Below are 22,677 nucleotides of genomic sequence, written 5' to 3'. Positions count from 1 at the left end.
GGCTCAGGCCTCGCCATCGACGGGTTGACCGGCATCCTGCGCCATGCCCTGCTGCTCCGCGGCCAGGCGGCTGTAGTCGCGCAGATAGGCGATGAACTCCTGCAGCAGGCGATCCCACAGTTCGATATGGCTATGCAGGTTGGCCGGGCTGACGCCGCCGGCGACGATCACGTCCATTTCCATCACCAGGAACTCGCCCTGCTGCGACAGGCGGCCGAAGCGCCGGCTGAGATTCCAGCGCTCGGTCAGCCCGGCGGGCAATTCGCCCTGCACGCGCAGGGCGCAGCTGAAGGTGAAGTCGAGGTAGCTCGCCGGCGTCGCCGCCGGATTGCCGAAGCGCACCGCGTAGCCGATTCCCTGGCTGGCACTGAGCAGTTGCACGACGCCGTTCTGCTCGCTGCGGTTGACCCGGTAGCCGGCCTCCTGCAAGGCCTCGGTCAGGCTGTCGACGGAAAGGTGTTCGATCAGGGTGATGTCGTTCATGTCCGGGTTCCTGGTTTGCTATCGGATTTCACTGGGCGAGCGCCGCCTGGCGGTTCTCGACCTGGGTCTTGTAGAGGTCGTCGCCGAGCTTCTGCGCCATCTCTTCGAATTTCACCCGCGCACCGCTGGCGAACGGTTGGCGGATCTTCATCACCTCGGCGACGCTGACGTTCTCGTAGGCGCCGAGGATCTCCTTGGCCACGCCATACATCTCCCGATTCTTCGCGGTGCACTGCTGCAACTGCTGGTCGTGCTCGCGGAACGCCAGGTCGAGCTTCTGCCGCTCGGCCTCCTTGGCTCGCGCCATGACCAGCAACTCGTCGTAGGCCTGCTTGTACTTGCCCAGTTGCTCGTTGCTCGCCTCGACCATCTGCCGCGCCCGGTCGTGCAAGCCCTGTTGCTGGGCCGAGAGCTGCTCGGCCTGGCCCTTGGCCCGGGTCAGCTCGGCGCTCAGTTGCTTGACCTGGGCCAGCGCCGCATCGCGCTGGCTCTCCAGCGCGGCTTTCGCCGCGGCGGCCTGGGCCTGTTCGGTCTGCAGCGCCTGGAGTTGCTGGGTGGTGCTGCGCAACTGGGCGCGCAGGCGTTCCTCCAGGCTGTCGGCGTAGGCCGCCTGGCTGGCGTAGGCGGCGAAGGCGGCCCCGGCGAGCAGCGCCTGGGCCCAGATCGGTAATGAGAAAGGTCGCGTGTTCATGGTCTGCCTCTTCATGGTCTGCCTCGAGGAGCGCTCAGAAGCGCGTGTTGACCTCGAGTTGCAGGACGTCGATGGAGAACGGTGCGCCGTAGACCTCGTCGGAGCTGAGCCAGCGCGCGGTACCGTAGACGCGCTTGTCGAAGCCATAGCTGGCGCCGAGGATGTAGCCCTTGGCGTTGGTCCCGCCAAGGTGGAAGGTGGAATCGTTGAAACCGTCCGGCAGGGCATCCGGCTGGATGTACTTGTAGGCGGCGAAGACCTGCCAGTCGCCGGCGTCGCGCATGTCCAGGGCGTTGCCCAGGGTGAACTGGAGCATCCAGGCGTTCGCCCCGCTCTTGATGTCGCCGTCGGAGCCGAGGTTGTTGGCGATCTGCGCCACACCGCCGGCGCGCTTGCGCATGTCGCCCTCGTCGTAGCCCAGGTTGTGCACGTAGTTGCCGGCCACCCGCAGCTTGAAGTCGTTGGGTAGCTCGGCATCCCAGCCGAGGTTCAGGTCGAGCAGATTGAACTCCGAGGCCAGGCCGACGTACTGCGGGTTCGGCGTGTTCGCCGGGTCGGCCGGGTTGGGCACGATGTCGCGCAGGAGGAACACCGTGTTGCCCTTCTGCATGAAGGTCGGACGGCTGCCGTCGGTGTCACACTCCGGATCTCCGGCCCAGGGCCGGCAAGGGCTGGAACGCCGCCCTTCGATATCGTCGAAGCGGTAGTAGGCCAGCGCGCCGGTAAGGCTGTGCTGCGGGTTGATCTTCCAGGTGGCGCCCAGTTGCGCGCCGTAGAGCCACTTGTTGTCGCTGTCTTCCTTGTCGAAGCCGTTCGACGAGGCGGTGTCCGAGCTGTATTCCACGGGGAACGCGCCGACCGTGCCGAACAGCGCGACATCGCGGCTCAGCGGCTGGTTGAAGATCGCCGCCACGCCGTCGAAGTTGAGGTCGTTGGAATACAGCAGGTCGGTGGACAGGAACGGATTGGCGATCCGCCCGCCGGTCAGGCTCAGGCGCTCGCTGGGCTTCCAGGTCAGGTAGCCCTGGTCGAGCCAGAGGTCCTTCTTGCCGAAGCCGCCGCCGAGGGTCTGGGTGGTCGACACCGGGTTGTTGTCCGAACCGGTGCCGATGCGGATGCCGGCGCTCCAGCTTTCCGACAGCGCCGCCTTGAGGCCGAAGCGCGCGCGCAGGCGCAGCAGGCTGTCGCGGTCCTCGCGGGTATTGAGCAGCGGCGGCAGGCCCGAGCTGGTATTCGGGTTGACGTCATAGGGACCGTCGTCGTTGAGTTCGGCGAAGTCGGTGATCTGGTTGCTGTTGCCGTTGCCGAAGGAGCGCGACTCGTAGCGCAAGCGCACGTCGCCGTCGAAGCTGATGCGCGAGGCCCAGTCCGGGAAGGCGTTGGGCTGCGCCCAATTCTCCGCCTTGGCCTGGGTCATTACCTCGGCCTTCACTTCGTCGCGGATCTGGTCGCGCACCACCTGCGGGATATAGGGTACGCGGACCTCCCCGGGGACAGCGGCAACGGCCGCCGCGGGCGCCACGGCCTGGCGCGCCTGCTGGGCCTGCTGCGCCTCGGCCTCGGCCTGCCTGACCAGCGCATCGGCCTGTTCCTTCTTCAACACGCCCTGCTGTACCAGCAGGCGGATCAGGTTGATCGTGGCGTTCTCCGAGGGCGCCGGCGGCTGGGCCTGCGCCTGGCCGGCCAGCGCGGCGAGCATGACGCCCATCCCCAGCGCCAGTCGGTTCACTTTCGCGTTCATCTGTGTACGGCTCCTAAGGTCCTTCAAGGCAGTCGCCTGCCGGAAATCGTTCTGGGTTGGCGTCTTCTCATCCCGGCCGCTTGCCCTGCAGGGCGATGCGCACCGGCAGGGTCAGCGAAGCCGGCGGGCGTTCTTCCAGGCGGCCGGCGGCGCGCAGCGCGGCCAGCACCTTCTGGTCGGTCTCGGGGTCGCCGCTGGAGCGGGTCAGTTCGGCCCGGGTGATATCCCCCGAGGAACTCAGCCAGATCTCCGCCTGCAGGCGGAACGCCAGGTTGCGCAGCTCCGGGTTGTCCCGCAGCAGGCGCTGGAAGGCGTAGGCCAGGTACTGGCTATAGCTGGCGTTGCCGGCGCGACCGCCGCCGGAACCGGCCATCCCGCCGCCCTTGCCGGCGCCGATGTTGAAAGCGTCGGAGCCGGACTGGGCGTCGCCATCCATCTGCATCGGGTCGGCCAGGTCGTCGGCCGGCGACGGCGGCGCTTCCTCCTGCGGCTTGACCTCCTCCAGTTCGGGTTGCGGTTCCGGCTCGACGATCTTTTCCTCTTCCACCGGCTGCTCCGGTTCCGGCGGTTTTTCCGGCGGCGGCGGAGGCGGTGGCGGCAGCGGGATGATCGCCGGCACCTTGGGCGCCTCGCGGCGCACGCCGCTCATGTCGTTGGCCCACTCCCAGACCAGCCAGGCGAGGCCGGCGAGCAGCAGCGCGCCGAGGCCCCACTTGAGGTAGCGCAGGGTCGGGTTCGCCGGGCGGCCGTCGATGGACAGTGGCGCGGCATTTTTCGGCTCGGGGGTGTGCTTGGGATCGGCGGACATGTTCATCCCGGGCCTCAGGTCGGTTTGCCGGTGACCAGGCCGACCTGGGACAGCTCCAGGCGGCGCAGCAGGTCGAGGACCTCGATGACCTTCTGGTACTGCACCGTGGCGTCGCCGCGGACCACTACCGGGAAGTCGGGGTTGAGGGCCTTCTCCGTACGCAGGCGGTCCTCCAGCTCGGGCAGGGTCACCGGGTAGGCGTCGAGGAACACCTGGCCGGCGTCGTTCACCGAGATCGCCTTGGTCTTGGGCTGCGACAGCGCCACGGTGGCACTGGCCTTCGGCAGGTTGATCTGGATCCCGGCGACCTGGGCGGTGGCGGTGAGGATGAACATCACCAGCACCACCATCAGCACGTCCACCAGCGGGGTGATGTTGATGCTGTCGACGGCGCCGTCGTCGTCATCGTCGTGGCTGCTGTTCACGGAAGCCATGGCGTTCTCCTCAGGCCGGCAACGGCTGGCCGTTGCGACGATGGGCCACTTCGCTGAGCTGGCTTTCGCCATGCACCTCGGCGAGGCGGGTGACGAACTCGTCGACGAACACCCGCATGTCCGCGCTGACTTCCTTGTTCCGCGTGACCAGGCGGTTGTAGCCGAACAACGCGGGGATCGCGACGAACAGGCCCATGGCCGTGGCCAGCAGGGCGGCGGCCATGCCCGGGGCGATGGCATTGATGTTGACGTCGCCGGCCATGGCGGTGCCGAGGAACACCACCATGATCCCCAGCACGGTGCCGAGCAGGCCGATGTAGGGGCCGCCGGCGATGGCGTTGGACAGGCTCGACAGGCGCGAGCCGAGCTGCTGGTTCTCCTTGGTGCGCACGCCGTCCATGGAGGCGCGGATCGCCTCGATGGTGGCCGCGGAGACGGAAGAGGTGTCGGCGCCCTGCTCGCGGCGGGTGCGGATCTCCTTCACCGCCACCTGGTACAGGCGCCACAGCGAGGAGTGTTGCAGGCGGGCGGCCAGCTCGCGGTCGTCGGCGAGCAGTTCCAGGCGCGTGCCGACCTCGGCGAAGCGCTCGCGGAACAGCCCGTTGGCGCGACTGACACGGCCGACGTTCTGGTTCTTGCGGTACATGATGACCCACGACTGGACCATCATCAGCGCCAGGATCGCGATGATCACCCAGGCATCCAGCGGCACTGCGTTGAGCAGGAAGCCGAGCTTGCCGAAGCCGAAGCCGGACTGCTTCTCGTCGACCCCGTAGGCCACCAGGCGCGACTCGGCGCCCTGGGCGGTGGCGTCGGCGAGGAGCAGCGCCGCCGGGCGGGCGATCTTCGACAGGCGCAACTCGTCGATGGCGCCCTGGAAGGGTTGCAGGGTCGGCGCCGCGGCGCTCGCCTCACCTTCCCCGCTTGCCGCTTCGGTGGCGACCGCAGGCGCGCCCTGGCCTTCCGCGCCGATGGCGATCGCGCCGCTGAACGCCGGCAGCGCCGCCGCCAGGCTGGCGACTTCGCGACCGCCGAGATACAGCGCCAGCCGGGTACCGTCGGCGACCAGCGCCAGATGCTGCCATTGCCCCTGCGCCAGGGCCTGGCTGGCGGCAGCGCGCTGACCGTTCAGCTCGACGAAGGGCGCGCCCTGGGCCAGGCCGACCAACAGGGCGTTGCCGCCTTCGCGGCGCGACAGCAGGACCTGTTCGCCGGCCAGTTGGTCGGGACGCACCCAGCCGCTGAAGCTGAAGGTGCCACCGGCGCTCACCGCCAGCGATGGGCTGGCCGGCAGCAGCAGCGGCTGGCCCAGCAGTTGCGCGGAGCGACCGATGACGCCCTCCACCGGACTGCCGGCGGCGGTCTGCGCATTGTTGGCGTAGGCGGTGGAGTCCCGCGGCGGAGTGCCCGGCGCACCGTCGAAGTGATAGACCAGGGTGTAGTCCGGGTCGAACACCGACTGGCCGTTGCCGCTCTCCGGCGCCTTGGCGTTGCCGTAGTACATCCAGATGTCCTGGCGCTGGCCACCCTCCACCCGCGGCACGTCGACCCAGATCAGGGCCATGCCCATCAGTGGGTCGAAGCTCTCGACCTGGTGGCGCAACACGGTCTTGTCGTCGGCGGCGACGAAGCGGATGTCCGAGCCGTTCTCGTTGACCCCGTCGAAGGTGAAGTTGCCGGTATGCAGGCGCACCAGCAACGGCAGGCGACCGAGACTCTCGTTGATCGCCGCGCCTTGCGGGGTGGTATCGACCGAGACCTGCTTGCGGTACTGCCAGTCGTCCTGCCACCAGGCACTGGCGCTGGCCGGGGCCAGCAGGCCCAGGCAGATCAGCGATGTCAGCAATAAGCGATACATGTGGGGTTACTCCGGGGTCAGCGTCAGAAGCTCGCCTGCACGCTGAAATGCAGGCGCGAGTCGTGTTTGTCGGTGTTCGTCCCTTCCAGCAGCGGGAAGGCCCAGTCGAGGCTGCCGGACAGCCAGTCGGCGAGTTGCGCGCGGGTGCCGATGCCGACGCTGGCCAGGCTGAAGTCGTCGTCCTGTTCGGGCAGCGCATCCTGCAGGCGCAGTTGCGCGCCCTCGGCGAACACGTAGAAGCGCCAGTCGTTGACGTAGCCGCCGGCGCGCTTGCCGAGGAAGCGTCCGAGGGACGGCGTACGCCATTCCTGGGAGAGCAGGTAGCCGTCGTCGGCGGTGTTCTCCGCCGCCAGGTAGCCACGCACGCTGGTGGCACCGCCGGCGGCGAACTGTTCGTTGGAAATCAGCGGCCCGGAGGCGAGCTGGAAGGCCGCCTTGGTCGCCACCTGCCAGTCGCCGCCGAAGGTCAGGGTGTGGTTGAGATCGCCCTTGAGCACGCCGAAGCCGGACTTGGCGCGATAACGCTTGCGGTCGAATTCCTCGTCGTCGTCGCCGTAGCCGAGGAGACTGCCGGTACCGGCCACCAGGCTCAGGCCAAGGGCCAACTGGGAACGTTCGGTGTAGCGGAAACCGTTGTAGCCGAGGGTCAGCGGGGCGTACTTGATCGGCACCCTGTCGTTGTTGCCGCCGATCCGGGTCTGTTCCTCGAAGTCCTTGAAGTCGACGCCGAAGGAGAACGAGTGCGACCAGAGGCCGGTGACCGGCAGGCTGTAGATCGCCGCCACGCCGTAGGAGTGGCCCTGGCCGACCACATTCATGCTGCCCACCGTGGCCACGTCGCTGTCGGACTGGTAGCCGGACAACTGCACGCTCCAGCGCTGGCTCAGCGGCGCGGTATAGGAGCCGGACCAGACCTTGGCGTTGTCCTGGTCCTGCGGCGCGGTGAAATAGGTCAGCGAGATGGCGTGGCCGAGTTGCCAGAGGTTGTCGTAGCCCAGCGAAACCACCGAGCGCAAGTGACGGGTGTCGGCGCTGTAGTCGTTGTTCAGGCCGATGCTGGCGTGCCAGGGATTCTTGTCTTCCACCTGCAGGTCGACGTCCATGGTGCCGGGCCGCTGGCCCTCGCGCACCATCGGCAGCACCTGGCGGCCGGGGGTGCGGTTGACCTGCGCCAGCTCGCGCTGGACCTGGGCGAAGTCGGGCACCTTGCCCTCCTCCAGGGCCGGCACTTCCTCGCGCAACTCCACCGGCGAATAGTGCTTGGCGCCGACCACCCGGACGCGACCGACAGTGGTCTCGGTGACCTGCAGGTAGACCACCCCGCCGCTCACCTGCTGCTCCGGCAGCTCGACGTAGACCGACTGGTAGCCCTTCTCCTGGTAGGCGGCCTGCAGCGCATCGCGCGCCCCCTCGATGTCGCCCAGGCTGCGCTGCGGTCCGAGGAAGGGATACACCGCCGCCTCGATGGCGCGGTTGTCCAGCACGGTGTTGCCGCGTACCACGTACTCGTTGATGTCCACCAGACGCTGGGTCTCGGCTCCCGCCGCGGCGGGAGGGGCCTCGTCGGCCAGCGAAGCGCACGACAATGCGACAGCCAGGCAACCGATCGACCAGCGCTGGCGAAACGGGTGCGCACAATTGAACAGCGAACGCTTCACACGGTCCCCCGAAGTTCCATCGGGACTTATTGTTCTAATGCAACAAGTCCGTTCATCGAACAGTTCTGTGAAAGACAACAAACTAGCGGCGACGCATGAACAACCTGTTAAAAACGGCGCCCGCCCTTATGAAATCTCGTTCTTTTCTATTTTCACTTTCGTGCTAGATATTCAGCCGTCGCGCTCCGCCATGGCGCGCTTGCCATGTATGCAACAAGGCGAAGTTCAGGGAGAACTCCGGCATCTGCATGAGATCCCCGGAAATCACTTCCCCGATAATCCTGCCTATTATCCTTACCGCCTCCGCGCTGTTCAGCAGGACGGTTATATCGCTGACGAAAACCGGAAAATTCCAGATCTTCTGCTTCATTTCCAGGCCGACGAACCAGCGATACAGCAGGTTGTAGTTCAATTGCTCGTACAACTGCTGCTCGCTGGGAATCGCGTACAGCAGTTGCAGCAGCAGCGCGTGGATCAGCGGCTCCGGGGCCAACTGCATGCCATGTTCGCGGGCGAGCGCCGAGAGGACTTTCGCCTCTTCGCCAAGGAGACTTTCTATTTGCGGTTTCAGCAACGCCAGGGAATGTCCCGGTGGTATATAGCTGGACACTTCCTTGAGCGCACCCTGCCAATCTTCCTGGGACACTATCCAGACCCATGGCGCCCCATATCGATAAACCGATACCGGTTTCTTGCGTGCGGCTTCGACGATCTTCGATAGGCGCTGGTCAAGTTCCTGCATACCGACTTTCGAGTAACTTTCCATCAATACTCACCGTCCTTCGCCGTATTCACCGGAGTGACCACGGCCGTTAGCGGATACTGTTCTCTTGTTTCAGAGCGGAACGCGTCTTTCTCGAACGACACGCTCATTTCCAGCAACCGGTCAGCGCAACCGGGAAATGGCCGATTCCTTTCGTTCCCGTCCCTGCCTTTCATCGCTGAATTCCGTTTTCCTCATTCACACCTGTTTGACGGCAACCCCGCCGCACCACCGAACTTTTGTCATGAAAACTTCATGCGGCCGGCCATTCGCGCGCCACCGGCGGGGACGAACGGGCATTCACCCGAGAATCGGCCAGCGCCTCGGAAGTTCGCAAAAAAAGGGCCCTCCGTGGGGAGGGCCTGGCGGGTATCGTGCCTCCGCGGCGGTGCCTTACAGGATCAGGTTGCCGCGCTCTTCATCGGTCAATTGACTGCGCGCCTGTTCGCCGAGGGCTCCGGCGCCGAGCACCTGCACGGCGCTGTCCGGGTTGTAGCCCGGCGAACGACTGGCGCCGTCGCGCGAAGGCTCCAGGCGCTCGTTGCCGAACCCGAGCACCTGCACCGTGATCACCGACGGCATGCGCTGCCGCGCGGCGGCCTGCTGCTGGCGACTGACGTCCTCCGCCGCCTGGGTCGCGGAACTCGCCGCGGCGCTGGCGGAGGTCAACGCCCCGGTATTCACCGAAGCCACCAGCGGAATGCCGCTGGACTGGCCCTGGGTCTGGATGTTCGCCGCGTTGACCACCTGCAGCGCCGCCACGTTGACGTTGCCGGAAACCCGGATGCCCGCCTCGCCGGCATCGATGGTGCCGAGCGGGGCGATCAGGTCGATGTCGCCCGGTGCCACTTCGGGAATCGGGTTGAGGGTGGCGATACCGGCGCCGGTGCTGGGCACCTGCGGCGACAGGCTGACGTTGCCCCAGGCGTCGTAGATGCGCCGCGGCGGGGTGTACACCACGGTGGTCTGGGAACCGCGACCGGCGTTGATGTCGCCTTCCGCCGACCAGGCCAATATGCTGCCGCCGAAGGTGGTCATGATGCGGCTCTGGCCGAGCAGGATGCTGTCCCGCGAGTAGGCCTGGATATCGCCCTGGCCCTGGGTGACGATGCCTGCGGTAGACGGCGGCGCCTCGCCCTCGATACCGAACACCTGGCGCCCGCCGGGGCTGAGCAACTGGATGTCGCCGCCGAAGTCGGTGTGCACGCCGGCACCGCCATACATGACGATATCGCCTTCGTAGCTGATCGGATTGCCCGCCGGATCGCGCTCGGGGAACAGCGCGGCGATCGCGTTGCGCCCGCGCAGGTAGCTACCCTGGCGTACCCCGCCGACTTCGTTGTACTCGCGGCCGCCGGCCCTGAGTTCGGCGAAGTACACCTGGCGGGCGAAGATCCGCTGCTGCTCGGCGGGCAGGCCGGCGAAGAACGCCTGGGCCTGTTCCGCGTCGCCGGCGAAGCCGAAGCGCTCGTTCAACCACTTGGCCAACTCGCTTTCGTAGGTCCTGACCACCTTGCCCGGCTGCTCGGCCAGCGGGGTGCCGGCCTGCGCCAGGTTGGCCGGATCCAGGTAGCGCTCGAGGAAGGCCTGATAGTCGGCCCCCGCCGCGCCGGCCTGGAGCACGATATCGGCACCCGGCCGGCTGTCGCCCGGCACCACCGCACCGAGACTGGTGATCGCCGCGCGGTCCTCCATGAGGATGTTGCGCCCGGCGCTGATCTCCAGGGTACCGGGGCCGGCGACGTTGAAGTTGCCGTAGAGGATGTCGCGGCCGGCCTGGACCAGCGAGAGGTCGTTGGGGTCGTCGTGGACGAAGAGGTTGCCGGTGAACGAGGCATCCGTACTGATCTGACTGGGAGCGCTGATACGCTGTCCCAATGGGGTTCCGGAGGCAACGATGTCGCGCCCGGCGCGCATCCAGACGGGACCGGCGCCTTCATACCAGGTTTGCCCGGCGCGGTTCCCCGCCTGCTCGCCGAAACGAATCTGCGCACCGCTATTGAGCCCGACGATATCTCCTGTCAACGCATAGAAACGCGCCGGTTGCAGATCGCGCGCCAGGCTCGCAGCGCTATCGGGGCCGAAGTAGAACAGAGGCAATCCGCCAATGACGGCCGGATTCCCGTCCGGACTGCCGTTGCCGGCTATCGGGTTGAGCAGCGCGGCATCGGAGTAGCCGGCAAATGCCGGCGTCCAGATCGATGGCAGGTTCGCAGGATCGGCACCTGAGCGTTGCACCGAATAGCCACCGGCATAAATGGAGTCTCCAGCCAGCAACTCCAGTTCACCGTTGAGCGACGGTGCCAGTAACAAGGAGTAGGGAGTGGTCGAGACATTCAGGCTCACGCCTCCCATGTAACCGCTGGAAGGACCGAGATAGATACTTCCTTCCGGGGCAGCCGCACGTACTATCGATGGATAGATGAATCGCCCATCGCTAGGCGACAGGTTTCGGCCTGCCATGGGAATAGCGTTGGTTGCCTCGACCAATTGGGTGCTGGGCGTCAGGTTGCCGCCCGCCGCAAACAGATCGATCGAGGTGTGTGCAGTCCAGAGACTGAACCAACCGATCCCACCCCCTTGGTAGACGCTGCCATCGGGAGCCGTGAAGCCAACGGTATTCGGCACCCCCACCCTACCGGGGTCAGTCACCCCACCCAGGACCAGGTCGCCACGGGTTTCCAGACGCATGCCAGTATCTCCGGCCACCAGGGTGAGGCCACCCGTGGAGCTAGCCAGCGTCGGGCTGAACGCATCCCTGCTGCGCACTTCGGCGGGGTCCCGCAGTAGAGTGTCGTAGCGAGGATCGATGCCCCCCAGCGCACCACTGTACAAGCTCGCGGAACCGCGCAGATTGATCAGGGCCCCCTGCAGATCGTGAATGGTGCCGCCGCTGTAAAGACCGTCAAAACCCGAACTCGAGTAGGTCTGGGTAGCCCGCGCCTCCCGGCTCGGGTTCACCTCCCCGCCAATTCTCACATTCAGGTCACCGCCGCCGCCAAGTTGCAGCGCGCCGTCGGAGGTGAGCCGGCCAGTGCCGGCAACCGCCAAGACCAGTCCCTGGCTGCGCGGATTAAGGTTACCGGATGAAGGTATCGAACCATCTCCGCGTGGCGCGATATTGCCGGCATCGCCTCCGGTTCGCATGCTGAGATTGCCGCCTCCCAGAGTGCCGAAACCGGTGAAGCCGACCAGATAGGGAGCATCTCCCTCCGCGCCACGCACATAGCTGCCGAAATTGACCCACCAGGCCGTCGGCACTCCTTCCCTGTCGGCGCTGCCCTGGCGCCAGAGCCAGTTGCCGACTGCAGCGCTGGGGGGCAAGGGGCGAATGGGATCGCTACTTGTCAGTTTCTCGGCCCATTGATCACCAACCACATCACCGCCAACGGCGATATCGAGGTTGCCGCCATGTTCCGGATACCAGGCCTGGTACTGGCTGGTTGAGAGCACTTCGTAATCCGCGCCACCGGCGCCCAGTACCGACCCATTGAACAGACCGCGAGGCTGATTGAATCCCGTCGCGACATCGGCGGCCTGCGTTCCGGCGGTATAGACGCCGTACGGCGACCATTGCGTAAGGTTACCGGCACTGGCCAGGTCAAGATCGCCAGTGCCGGTGCGCAGCACACTGAACAACTGGTTCTGCGGTGTGACCACGGTTTTGCCGAGATTCTCGATACACAGGGACGGATCGACACTGCACCACCACAGATCGCCCTCGCCGATCGCCGTACCAGCAGGCATGCCCAGGTAATTGCCGGGCGCCCAGGTCCAGCGGGGAGGCTCGGCACAATACGGCCCCAGCCCGCAGATCCATTCATTGCTCTCGTCGACCGGAGTTCCCGGGGTGATCCCCCAGTCGGTAGCCTGATCGGTGAACACCAGCCCTCCCGAGCTCTGTTCGATCTTCGCCTGATAGTGCGTATCGGCCAGGTTCAGGCTGGCCGAGGAGTCCGGACGCACCAGACGGTTGTCGGCAGCCGCGAGATCGGCACCGGCGACCAGGCGCATGGACCAGGACTGGCTACCGGCCAGCAGCATCTCGGCCAATGCCCAGTTGCGTCCCTGGCGGACACCGTCGCTGGGCCGCAATTCGATGAAAGGCGCATCGCCAGCCAGTACCACCTCGGTCTGCGAAGGGATCAGAGAACCACGTGCCAAGGCCAGCTCTCCATTGAGCAGCAGGACATTGGGTCTGCTTGGCCCCTCGCGCAGGATGCTCGGCAAGGGCACGCCCGCAGGCCAGGTCATCGCCTGCACGCTGGCCGGTGCAGCCAGCAGGGTACCGGCACCCAGCCGGCTGCCGACCTCCAGCGTCACCCCGTCGCGCAGCAGGCTGCCCGCGGCGTACAGCAGGTTGCCGGCGGCATCGTGGATGTCCGCTACCAGCACGCTGCCGGCGGCCAGGGTATAGGGCTGTTCGAGTACTGCCTCGGTGGCCAGACGGGTGCCGGCGGCCAGGGTGGTGCCCTTGATCGGCAGGTCGTAGTTGAGGGTGCGGCCGCCGAGGAACGCGGTACCGTCGCCGAGCACCACGCCCGGGCCGGGAACCACCAGGTCGCCGCCGAACGGCTGCACCCCCGGGGTGAGGATCCAGCCCTTGTCGTCCGGCGAGTCCGGCGGCGGCGCGAAGCCGTCGTTGATACTGCCGTAGAGGTTCAGGTCACCGCCGGCGCGCAGCACCAGCGCGCCGACCTCGCCGGAACCGTAGACCTCGGTCAGCGGCGTGTTCGGATTGAGGCTGGCGTAGCGGTAGCCGGACAGATCGAGATCGCCCTGCACCACCAGGTCGCCGTCCGCCGTTGCGCTGACGATCTCCACCCCTGGACGCAGGTGGAAAGCATCCGCGTAGGTGGCATTGGTCAGTCCGGCCAGCTTGCCGTCGAGCAACTCGCGGTTGGCCAGCGCCGCGGCGATGAACGCGCTGCTCTCGGCATGCCGCGCATCGAGGTAAGCCTGGTCGATCACCTGGTAGGGCCGCCCGCCGGCCGCCGGATCGTTGCCCCAGGGCGCATCGTCGTAACGCTGCACCGCGTTCAGGGCGATGCTGCCGGCGCCGCGGATGTCCAGCGCGCCGCTGGCATCGATGGCGATGTCGCCGGCGCTGACCCCGCCCAGGCGTGGCGCGTTCAACTCCAACGTGCCACGGGCGACGCCATCAACCTGTTCCGCTGGCGCCGCGGTGCCATGGCGCAGGTCGATGCGCGCGCCGCTGGCCAGGACCAAGGTGCCGCTGCCGGAACTCAGCTCGACCATCGCCCGGTTCGGGCTGTCGATGATCTGCCCGTAGCTGTCGCGCCGCAGCAGGCTCCCATGCGCATCCAGCAGCGCGTTGCCGCCCAGGCTCAGGCCGCGGCCACCGGCCAGGCGGATCTCGCCGACCTGCGCGCCGCTGGCGTCCACCGTTCCGCTCACGCCGAGCTGGCCATTGTCGAGGGACACCTCGATGCGATGCGCCTTCAGGCCGTCGCCGATCTGCAGGTCGCCTTGCTTGAGCTGGAAGCGCCGCGCGCCGAAGACCTCGCCCTGGTTCAGGCGCTGGTTCAAGGCGGTGAACTGCTCGCTCAGGCTGCCGCCGTCGCCCAGGCGCTGGGCGCGGATCTCCAGCTCGCCACCGAGGAACGGCACGCGGGTGCCGCCGGCATCGTAGTCGCCGCTGGCGCCACCCAGTATGCGGCCCTGCAGGTCCACCACCCCGGCGTCCTCGGCCAACGCCACGGCGCTCAGGGTACCGCCGCGGTTGTTGCGCGCCGACAGGTCGATCAGCGAACCGGCGGCCTGGCGAATGTCGCCGGCGCGACTGCTCAGCAGCAGGTCGCCACCCCAACTGTATTTATCCACATCGTTGAAGCTGGCCTTGCGTCCGGCCAGGTCGATGCGCGCGCCATCGCCCAGCTCCAGGTCGTCTTCGGCGCTCAGGCTCAGCTTGCCGCTGGGTAGCGAGACCGCGCTATCCAGGCGGATCTCGCGGGCGCTGAGGGACAACTCGGCACCAAGCCCGGCGGTGCCGCTGTCGAAGGTCACCGCGGCAGCGCCCGCCGGCGCCGCCAGGCTGAGGCTACCGCCGCTGCTGATCCGACTCAGCGAGCCGGCCTCGCCGGTCAGCAACGGCGTGCTCAGACGCAGGTCGCCGCCACTGTAGCGCAGGCCTTCGCCGGCGACGTAGCCGTCCAGGCGCTGGTAGACCCGCAAGCTGCCCTTGTGGTTGGCGCTGATCCGCTCGCTGGCGTTCAGTTGCACCTCGGCGAAGCCCAGCGCCAGGCGCGCCTCGTCGGTCTCGCCGGCCGGCTGGGTATTCGCGCCGTAGCCCAGGGTGATGCGCTCGGCATCCACCCGCAGGGTTCCGCTACCGCTACCGGCGCCGCCGGCGACCGGTGCTGCGGCCGGCTGGCTGGAGCCGCTCCAGACCAGGCTGGCGGTGCGAATGCTGGCGACATCCTCGCCGGTGCCATGGCCGTAGATGGCCGGGGTGCCCAGCACCAGGTTGGCCAGGCTGGATTTGCCGGTGGCCGGGTCGTAGGTGTCGAGGCTGACGCTACCGTACATGTTGACCGCATCGCGGGCGCTGAGGATCAGGTTTTCCAAGGCCGGAATACCCGCCCCGCGCTCGCCGCGCAGCAGGCGCTGGAGCACCGTCTGGTCCAGCGCCAGGCCGTTCGGCAACACGCCGCGAGCGGCCGCGTCGGCCAGCGACTGGCTGGAGCCGATATTGATCGTACTCAGCGCCAGGCTGAGATTGCGTGTCCCGTAACGAACGTTGTCGCCAAACGTCACCGTACCATTGGTGGCGATACCCAGAGTGCCCTCCGAATAGAGTTCGGTGTCGGCGCAGCCCGCCCCTTCCGCACAACCTCCGAGACGAACCGGTAACGAGCTATCCGCTGCGGGTGCCAGCAGGTTCAGCCATCCGTTGGACAAGAGCAGCAGGTTACGGCCGCCGGGTTGATAGATGAAACCATCGGACGAATCGTATGCAGTCTTGCCTTTCCCCAGAGTGCTGATGCCACTCCCACCTTCAAGGGTGATATCCCTGCCAATGATCACCTCCGGTGCGGAAAGGTGCGCGCCCTTTCGCAGCACAACGGGAAAGAGCCGGTTGCTCCCGCCGAACTGGACGAAGTTTCCTTGCTCGCCGTATTCGACGTAGGGCAGCGTGCCAATGGCGATACGGCTGGCGCCTATTGCATTCAGATCGTCCGCAACCAACGACACGCCAGCGAAATCGGAGTCGGGCAGCCCACCTTCAGGCAGAATCTCGATGCCCGCCTCGGCATCCACGATGAGGCTGCCGCCATATCCGCTTTCTTCCGGCGTGAAGTCGACCTTCCCCTCGAAGCTCAGGGCGTTTTCCCGAAGCTCCTCATCCGCGCGCAATCCCAGGTAGAGGGATCTGGCATCCACTGGCAACATCGCTCTGGGGATGTTCTTGCGCGCGGCATCGGCGCGAATGAAATCCGCATAGCTCATTTCGTTGTACTGCGAGTAGCGGCGCAGCGTATCGGCGGAAGACAGGATGACCTGACGGCTCAGACTGTCGCGGATGGACGTGCCGGCAATCGACAACTGCCCGGACGTCGCCCAGGAGCCATTGCGCAACCCCTGCGTCGCCATGGGCGCGCCTTGCCCCGCCAGACCGTTGATCTCGACGCGGAAAGCGCCCGGCAACAGGGCATAGGTCGAAGGCAGCAAGGTGTAGGTACCGGCGGCCAGGCCGGGAACGCCATCCCCGATGGTGACCTGTTGCCCGACCAACGGCTGGATGGCGCCCGCCTCGCCGCCCAATGGCGCACTAACGGCCTGGTGTCCAGGCACGATGGCATACACCGGGTTGCTGGACAGCTCCGGCAGACGGAACCCATCATTGTCCTGCTGCACCAGGGGATGAAAACGCGCATCGGTCGAACCCCCTCTGCCGGAGATGAATCCAGCCCCCGCGAGTTCGCCGCCGCCGGACAGGTCCAGCCGCGCGCCCTGTTGCACATCGACCTCGCTGGCATAAAGGCCGACTCCCGCAACCAGTGTCCCAGCAGCGAGAGCGCCCCCGGCACCGGTCAGTTGAATGGGGACCTGGTTGACCAGATAGTTGATCCCATCGGTCGTGCCTCCATAGGGCATGACCAGCTCAGCGCCGCTAACCGAGGTCAGGCTACCCGGCAACAACCTTACCGTGCCCGGGGCACGATCCAGATTGCTGCCGAACTGGATGAGCCCCAGCGGCGCACGCACCACGCCACCCTGCTCGATATTCGATGCCATGAACGCCAGACTGCCGAATACCGACAGCGGAGTGTCCGGCAAGGACTCGCCGCTACGTTCGATAGCCAAATGCCGTTCGGCATCGAAGACAGCCTGCCCCCCCTCATCCAGTCCATACCCGGCATAGAGGGTCGAACTCGCTCCCGTCACCGGATAGAGTTGGGCCGCAGTCAGTTGCAGATCGCCGTGGGTTATCAAGCGCCCCGACGGATCGCCATTCTCTGGATAGTCGCCAGCGAAACGCAGGTCGCCCTCGCTGCGCAGCGTTACCTTCTCGAAACCTGGTCGCTGATAGCGGACAGCCTCTGCGTTGACCCCATTGATCACCCCGTCGCTACCGAATGACAAGCGCCCGGCGATATCCAGCAGGCGCCCGGCAGAAACCTGCAAGCGAACCTGCTCCGCTGTCGCGGTCGGCCCGTACGTGAGACGCGGACGAAACTCGCCAGAGGCCTGCTGCCCATACATCCCGATGCCGGAAAGGCGGACATAGGGCGCCTGCAACTTCACCTCGCTCGGCCCACCACCTGTGGCGGCTATCGTCCCCGCGTACAGATTCAGGCTGCGCCCCATCGCAAGATCGATGTTCCCCTCGAACGACAGCGGACCGTTGCTGAACAACGAAAGTTGGTCGAATCCGCCGCCCGTCAGCGACTGAGTCCCAACTCGGCTCTGGCCATAGCGCAGAGCCGAATCGTCCATTCCCGGTTGCAGCAAGGTCGGTAATCCCGAATCGGCGTGCCCTGCCGTCAGGATCAGCTCACGCATGGCCAATACCCGGTCATCCACCACAGTAAAACCTTGGTACAGGGGAGCGTCCGCAATGATCTCCAGGCTGCCGCCCGCCGCTCCCGAGCCGCCGGCTGCGGCGCGCAACGAGCCGTCTAGATACAGCCCATTGTAGGAACTGAGAGCGATGCGCCCGCCGTCGCCGGCCAGCAAAACCCTTCCCAGTCCCGGTACATCCAGCTGTGCCTGGCTGCCGGAGGCCTCCAGTCGTGCACCGGGGCGTACGATGACGAACGCATCCGCCGAGGTCGCGATCGCCTTGCCCGGATCGATCTCGCCGCCGATGACGATGCTGCCGCCGGACTGCACTTCTCCATAGCGGCGACCGCGCCCATCCAAGGCAGTGACAGCGCGGCCGGCAACATCCAGCAATGCCTGCTCTCCAATCCAGATGGAGCGAGCATGGGGCTGGCCTTGCGCCTTGGGCTGATTGTCCTGGGTAACGTCGAGCGCGCCGAACTGCTGCTGGCGCACGTCGATGCGTCCGCCCCAAGCGTTCAGAATGCCATCCAAGGTGATCTGTCCGGGACCGCGCAGGACGATGGCGCGCCCCGGATCGACCTCGACCAGCGAACCGCGCCCCAGCTCCAGCGTCTGGCTGGCGGGATCGAGCTGCCCGAGGATATTGCCGTCGCCGCCTGCCTGCAGGTACAGGTCCGCCCCTTCGCGTTGGACCAAGCGTCCGGCCAAGGCATCCTCTAGGTACAGCGGCGGTATCCAGGCCTCCAGCGCCTCTCGCGGCGCCTCGCCAGCCGCGACCTCGCCGGCCCCGCTGGCGAAACGGTAGACCGGCCGCGCGACCCGCACCTGGGCATCCTCGGCTACCGTCAATCCGGAGCGACCGACCACCCGGTAGCTGGCGAAGCCCTGCTGGAAGAAATCTTCGGCCAGTTGCAGGCTGCCATCCCCGAGGTCGCCGCCGCCGATCCGCACCTTGCCGCTCTGCAGCGACAGCGTGCCGGCGCCACTCGTGCCGAGACCATTCAATGTGCCGCCCAACTGCAATTGGCCATCGCTGGCCTGCGCCAGCCCGGCACTGGCGTGCAAGGCGATGTCGCCGCCGCGTCCGCCCAGTCGTTTGCCGTCGGCCAGCAGCGCCGCCCCGGACGACACGTCGAGCAGACTGCCCTGTCCCAGGCTCAGGTCGCCGCCGCTGCGCAGGGAAATCCGTCCGCCGTCGCGGTAGGCCAACGTATCGTTGTCCTCCGGCGCCAGCAGCAGGTTGCTCCACAAGCCGCTGGCATCCAGTCGTACACCATCGCCCACGCGCAAGATGCCGGCTTCGCGGCCGGCATCGACGAAACCATCGATCGTCCCGTTCGGGGAAATCTGCGCCAGTACGTTGCCGGCCTGCAGGCTGCCGCCATGAGCGGTGATGTCGGCGTCGATCGCCACGTCGTTGGCGAACAGGATCGCCTCGCCGCCATTGGCCAGGGTCAGCGCGCTGTCGACGCGGATGCTCTCGCCGGCCGCCACCTTCAGGCCGCCCAGCTGGAAGCCGTTGAGCAGTTCGCTGTCCAGGCTCAGGCGGCCCTGGCGCTCGGCGGCCACCGGAGCGTCCAGGGTCGGCTCCTCGGCCGCCACCTCGCCGGTACCGATGACCACCTGCTTGAGGCTGCCGGCATCGGCGCCGAGAGCGTACTCCAGCAGGCCGCTGCTCTTCACGTAGTAGGGGGTGTAGCGCCCGACGACCAGCTGCGCGCCGCGCGCCACGGCATTCTGCGACTGGTTGTAGCCGTCCAGGCCGGCCTGTGGCGCTTCGGTCTGCCGCTCGCCGCGATAGGTATCGCCGACCACCTGGCCGTCGAGCCGCGCATTGGCGCTGCCGATCACCAGACTGCCGGCGTCGCGGCCAACGCTGTAGCCGTTCTCGTAGCGCTGGGTCGGCGCGATCAGCGGATTGTAGAAATAACGGGTCTGGTCCCAGCGCTCGCTGTGTGCCTCGTAGCCGCGGTAGATGCCGTCGTAGAGCAGGTCACCCGGCGCCGAGCCGAGTTCGTAGAGGCGTCCGTCCGAGCCCTTCAGCCAGGTCTGGCGGATGTAGCCGCCCTGCACATCGAGGGTTCCGCCGGACAGGTTGATCTGTGAACCGGCCTGGGTCACCACGTCGTTGCCGGTGAAACTGACGATGCCGCCCTGGGCCATCCACTCGCCCGCCGAGTGGCCCTGGGTGCCCAGGTAGCCACCGACCTCCAGCAGGCCGCCAGCGGTGTACCAGCGGTCGCTGGCATAGCCGTTGGTGCCGGCAGGCACCCGTACCAGGTCGCGCACGTCGACCCACACGTCCTGGCTGTTCAGACCGCCGCCCTCGCGGTTGACCGAGGCGTCGCGCTGCTCGTTGCCGCGCACGTTGACCTTGATGCTGTTGGTCTCCATCGCCACCTGCACGCCTTGCGCGCCGGAGACATCGATCACCGCGCCGTCGCGCAGCAGCGCGCGCTGGCCAGCGTTGACCGCCACCTGGCCACCGCTGGCGAGGGTGATGGAGCCGTCGCGGAAATCGACGCTGCCGGCGGAGTCGATCTCCACCCGCGACAGGTCGCGGCGGTCGTCGTCGCCCCGACTGACGGCGGCACTGGAGCCGTTCAACGGCTTGAGCAAGGCCTCGCGCTGGCTGTCGAGGGCGGCGCTGCCGCTGCTATCCACCAGGATGGCGCTGGTGGCGCCTTCGGCCAGGGTGATCCGCTCGCTGGCCTTCAGGTGCAGGGTGCCGCGGCTGTCCACCGAACTGCTGGAAAGCAATACGCCGGCCTGCTCCACCTCGCGGCCGCTGAGGCTGATATCGCCGGTGGCGGCCTGCACCAGGCCGCTGTTGCGCACCCGGCCGGCACTGCTGTCGGCGGCGAAGCCCGGCAGCACCTCGTTACCGCGGGTGGTGGAGGTCAGGTTGCCGTCGGTGCCCTGGCCACGGCGGATGACGAAGCTGTCGCCGGCGGACAGGACCGTCTGCCCCTTCGGTGTGACGATGCTGCCGGCGTTGTCCACCTCGCTGCCGAGCAGCAGGACGTAGCCGCCGCCCCTGGTCGAGCCGGACGGCGCTGCCGTACGCAACTGTGCCCCCTGCTCCACGCGCACGGCGCCGGCCGCGTCGGTGAAGGTCGGACGGCTGCCGGCGTTGTCGTAGTAGAGGCCGCGCTGACGGAACTGTTCGTCCGAGATGTTCGCCGCCGCCACCGTCAGGTTGCGCACGTCCACCTGGCTGCTGCCGGAAAACACCACGCCGTTGCGGTTGACCAGCATCACCGTGCCGTCGGCCTTGATCTGCCCCTGGATCTGGCTGGGCCGCGCGCTGGGGTCGTTGACCCGGTTGAGCAGCGCCCAGTCGGCGTGCTGCTGGAAGTCCACGGTGGTGTTGCGGCCGACGTTGAAGGTCTCCCAGTTGAGCACCGCCTTGTCGGCGGTCTGCTCGATGCTCACCGTGGTCTTGCCGGCGGCCTGGGTCTGCACCGGTCCCTTGGCGTTCTGCCAGGCCTGCTCGAACGGCAGCGAGGCGTCGACCTTGAGGCCGCCCTCGCCGAGCCCGTCCGGAACATCCTGCGGGAGGTTCAGCGCCGCCTGGCGTCCGGCGGCCTGGGCGGCCTGCTGGGCGGCAATGGCGGCGACGGTGTTGTTCAGGTTGGCCATCGAACGCTGCAACTGCTGGTTGACCCGCTGCTGCTGCGCCAGCGGCGGCGGCGCCCCCGGCAACTGCGCTCCCGGTCGCGGCGCCCCAGCAGCGCCGCCCTGAGCCGCGCCCTTGGCGGCGAACCAGGCGGCGCTGAACGGCTGCCCGGCGGCCTGGGCGCCCCCTGCGACCAGCAGCAGGGCGATGGCCTGGGCCAGCGGCTTCAGGCGCGGCGCGTAAAGCGCGCGGGAGGAACGGGCGGACGACGGCGAACGGGACGGCATGGCGAAGGGGTCCTTGAGCATGAAGTCGGTCGGGCGCCCGCAACGACGCCCGTTACTGGTAGACGGCCTGGCGGAGGGTGGGCCGAAGACTTGTCATGGAAAGTTCATGGAGCGGAGCGAGGAGCCTGGGCGAACGGAAACACGACGGCAGCCGGATTTCAGCCACCGTCATGACAGGTCACTCATGGACGCCCTTTGCCGTTGCAGACGGAGGGATTGTTGATCGCGAGGTTTTCGCTGGTACCAGTGATGAAGGCGCTCATGATGGCGCTCTTCCAGGAAGCGACCAGGGGTACGAAACGGTGGTCAGCTACCGCTCTATTTGTAGTGGTGCCGCCATAATGCTGGGTAAGGAAGGCACGCAGGTCGGCGGCAACAGTGGCATCCTTGTAGCACTGGCCAAAGACAAAGTTGGTATAGCCGACGATGGAGTAGCCTGCGTTCGGGTTGACGAAGACCGGTATCCACTTGCTCGGATCGGCGCGATCTGCAGCGACACCCGGCGGAGCCACGCTACGAACAGCGATCACGCGATTGGCTAGAGTAGGGAGCAAGCCATTCACTCGCGCGATCTTTGAATTGTCGCTCAGGTCCACACCATCAGGCCCCTCATAGCCGATCGAGCCTGACACATTGTCGACGGCATTCCTGACACTTTCATAAGGCTGTACTGCCACCCAGTTGCTCGGCAGCGCACCGCCGGCCGGCAGACGGGCGTTCGTGAAGATCGAGTTGGTGGCGAAGCGAGTCGGGCAGACCGAGTTCAGGTGGCGGGTCAGCAACTCGGTGGCTCCACTGCCGCCCCGCTGGTAGACGATACGAATCGGCGTACGGTCGGCGGGGTTCCCCAATAGTTGCCCCCAAGTGACCTTGGCGCCGGAAAAGGCATCGCAGAGCTGGGCACTGGTCAGGTTCAGGTCGGTAATATCGGGCTTCTTGTAAGGAATGGTTACTGCGGTACCCGCCAATGGAATCTGGATCAGTGGACCATATGCGCCTCTATAGTTGGTTGAATAGGCGCTCAGTTCGCTGCTACTCAAGATCGAGTCACTACCAATGTAGTGGACGGTGCCGGTAGTAGCGCCAAGCAGCATGGGGTTATTCATCAGGAAAGCGGTCTTGCCAATGCCGCTGCCGCTTGCGGCATAGCTGAAGTTGATTGGCAGGATGCTGTCGGCAGAACCTTTGTACAACTTGGCCGGCATGGAAGCACCACCGCCGGTCACCGTAGCGCCCAGCGTTGTATGACTGGTCAAGAGCGTCAGAGCAACGACGCCAAACATTGGCTTGAGCATGAAAACCTCC

General features: G+C 66.6%; 10 protein-coding genes. All 10 read right to left on the bottom strand.

Annotated features, from left to right (window positions below):
- Positions 1-3 precede the first annotated feature (3 nt).
- The 10 genes from FHW81_RS11690 to FHW81_RS11645 all read right to left on the bottom strand — a co-directional run bounded on the left by FHW81_RS11690 (position 4) and on the right by FHW81_RS11645 (position 22,667).
- A complete protein-coding gene (locus FHW81_RS11690) occupies positions 4-483 on the bottom strand; it encodes a YbjN domain-containing protein (protein ID WP_049291154.1) in 480 nt (159 codons plus the stop codon).
- Between the two features lie 28 nt (positions 484-511).
- Positions 512-1,174, bottom strand: coding sequence for a hypothetical protein (locus tag FHW81_RS11685; RefSeq protein WP_058170508.1), 663 nt, complete (start codon positions 1,172-1,174; stop codon positions 512-514).
- A 34-nt stretch (positions 1,175-1,208) separates the two neighbouring features.
- Positions 1,209-2,915, bottom strand: coding sequence for a putative porin (locus FHW81_RS11680; protein ID WP_003123057.1), 1,707 nt, complete (start codon positions 2,913-2,915; stop codon positions 1,209-1,211).
- Positions 2,916-2,982: 67 nt separating this feature from the next.
- The gene (locus tag FHW81_RS11675) at positions 2,983-3,729 is read right to left on the bottom strand and encodes an energy transducer TonB family protein (protein WP_003098450.1); all 747 of its coding nucleotides are present in this window, start codon (positions 3,727-3,729) and stop codon (positions 2,983-2,985) included.
- Positions 3,730-3,737: 8 nt separating this feature from the next.
- Complete coding sequence (locus FHW81_RS11670; protein ID WP_003085366.1) at positions 3,738-4,157, bottom strand: ExbD/TolR family protein; 420 nt, start codon at positions 4,155-4,157, stop codon at positions 3,738-3,740.
- 10 nt (positions 4,158-4,167) lie between these two features.
- Entirely contained in the window at positions 4,168-6,015 is a 1,848-nt protein-coding gene (locus tag FHW81_RS11665; protein ID WP_003160823.1) for a DUF2341 domain-containing protein, read from the bottom strand.
- A 23-nt stretch (positions 6,016-6,038) separates the two neighbouring features.
- The gene (locus FHW81_RS11660) at positions 6,039-7,673 is read right to left on the bottom strand and encodes a ShlB/FhaC/HecB family hemolysin secretion/activation protein (RefSeq protein ID WP_003116531.1); all 1,635 of its coding nucleotides are present in this window, start codon (positions 7,671-7,673) and stop codon (positions 6,039-6,041) included.
- Positions 7,674-7,836: 163 nt separating this feature from the next.
- Positions 7,837-8,439, bottom strand: a complete 603-nt coding sequence (locus FHW81_RS11655) for a transposase (protein ID WP_003098455.1) — start codon at positions 8,437-8,439, stop codon at positions 7,837-7,839.
- Positions 8,440-8,829: 390 nt separating this feature from the next.
- Positions 8,830-21,372: a filamentous hemagglutinin family protein gene (locus FHW81_RS11650; protein ID WP_106120674.1), complete on the bottom strand. Its 12,543-nt coding sequence runs from the start codon at positions 21,370-21,372 to the stop codon at positions 8,830-8,832.
- Positions 21,373-21,554: 182 nt separating this feature from the next.
- Positions 21,555-22,667 carry a substrate-binding domain-containing protein gene (locus FHW81_RS11645; RefSeq protein WP_003112720.1) on the bottom strand — a complete coding sequence of 371 codons (1,113 nt, stop codon included), beginning with the start codon at positions 22,665-22,667 and terminating at the stop codon, positions 21,555-21,557.
- Positions 22,668-22,677: the final 10 nt, after the last annotated feature.

The organism is Pseudomonas sp. RC10-4-2 (genome assembly GCF_050433085.1).
Lineage (GTDB): Bacteria > Pseudomonadota > Gammaproteobacteria > Pseudomonadales > Pseudomonadaceae > Pseudomonas > Pseudomonas aeruginosa.
This window is presented reverse-complemented; position numbering and strand designations above follow the sequence as displayed.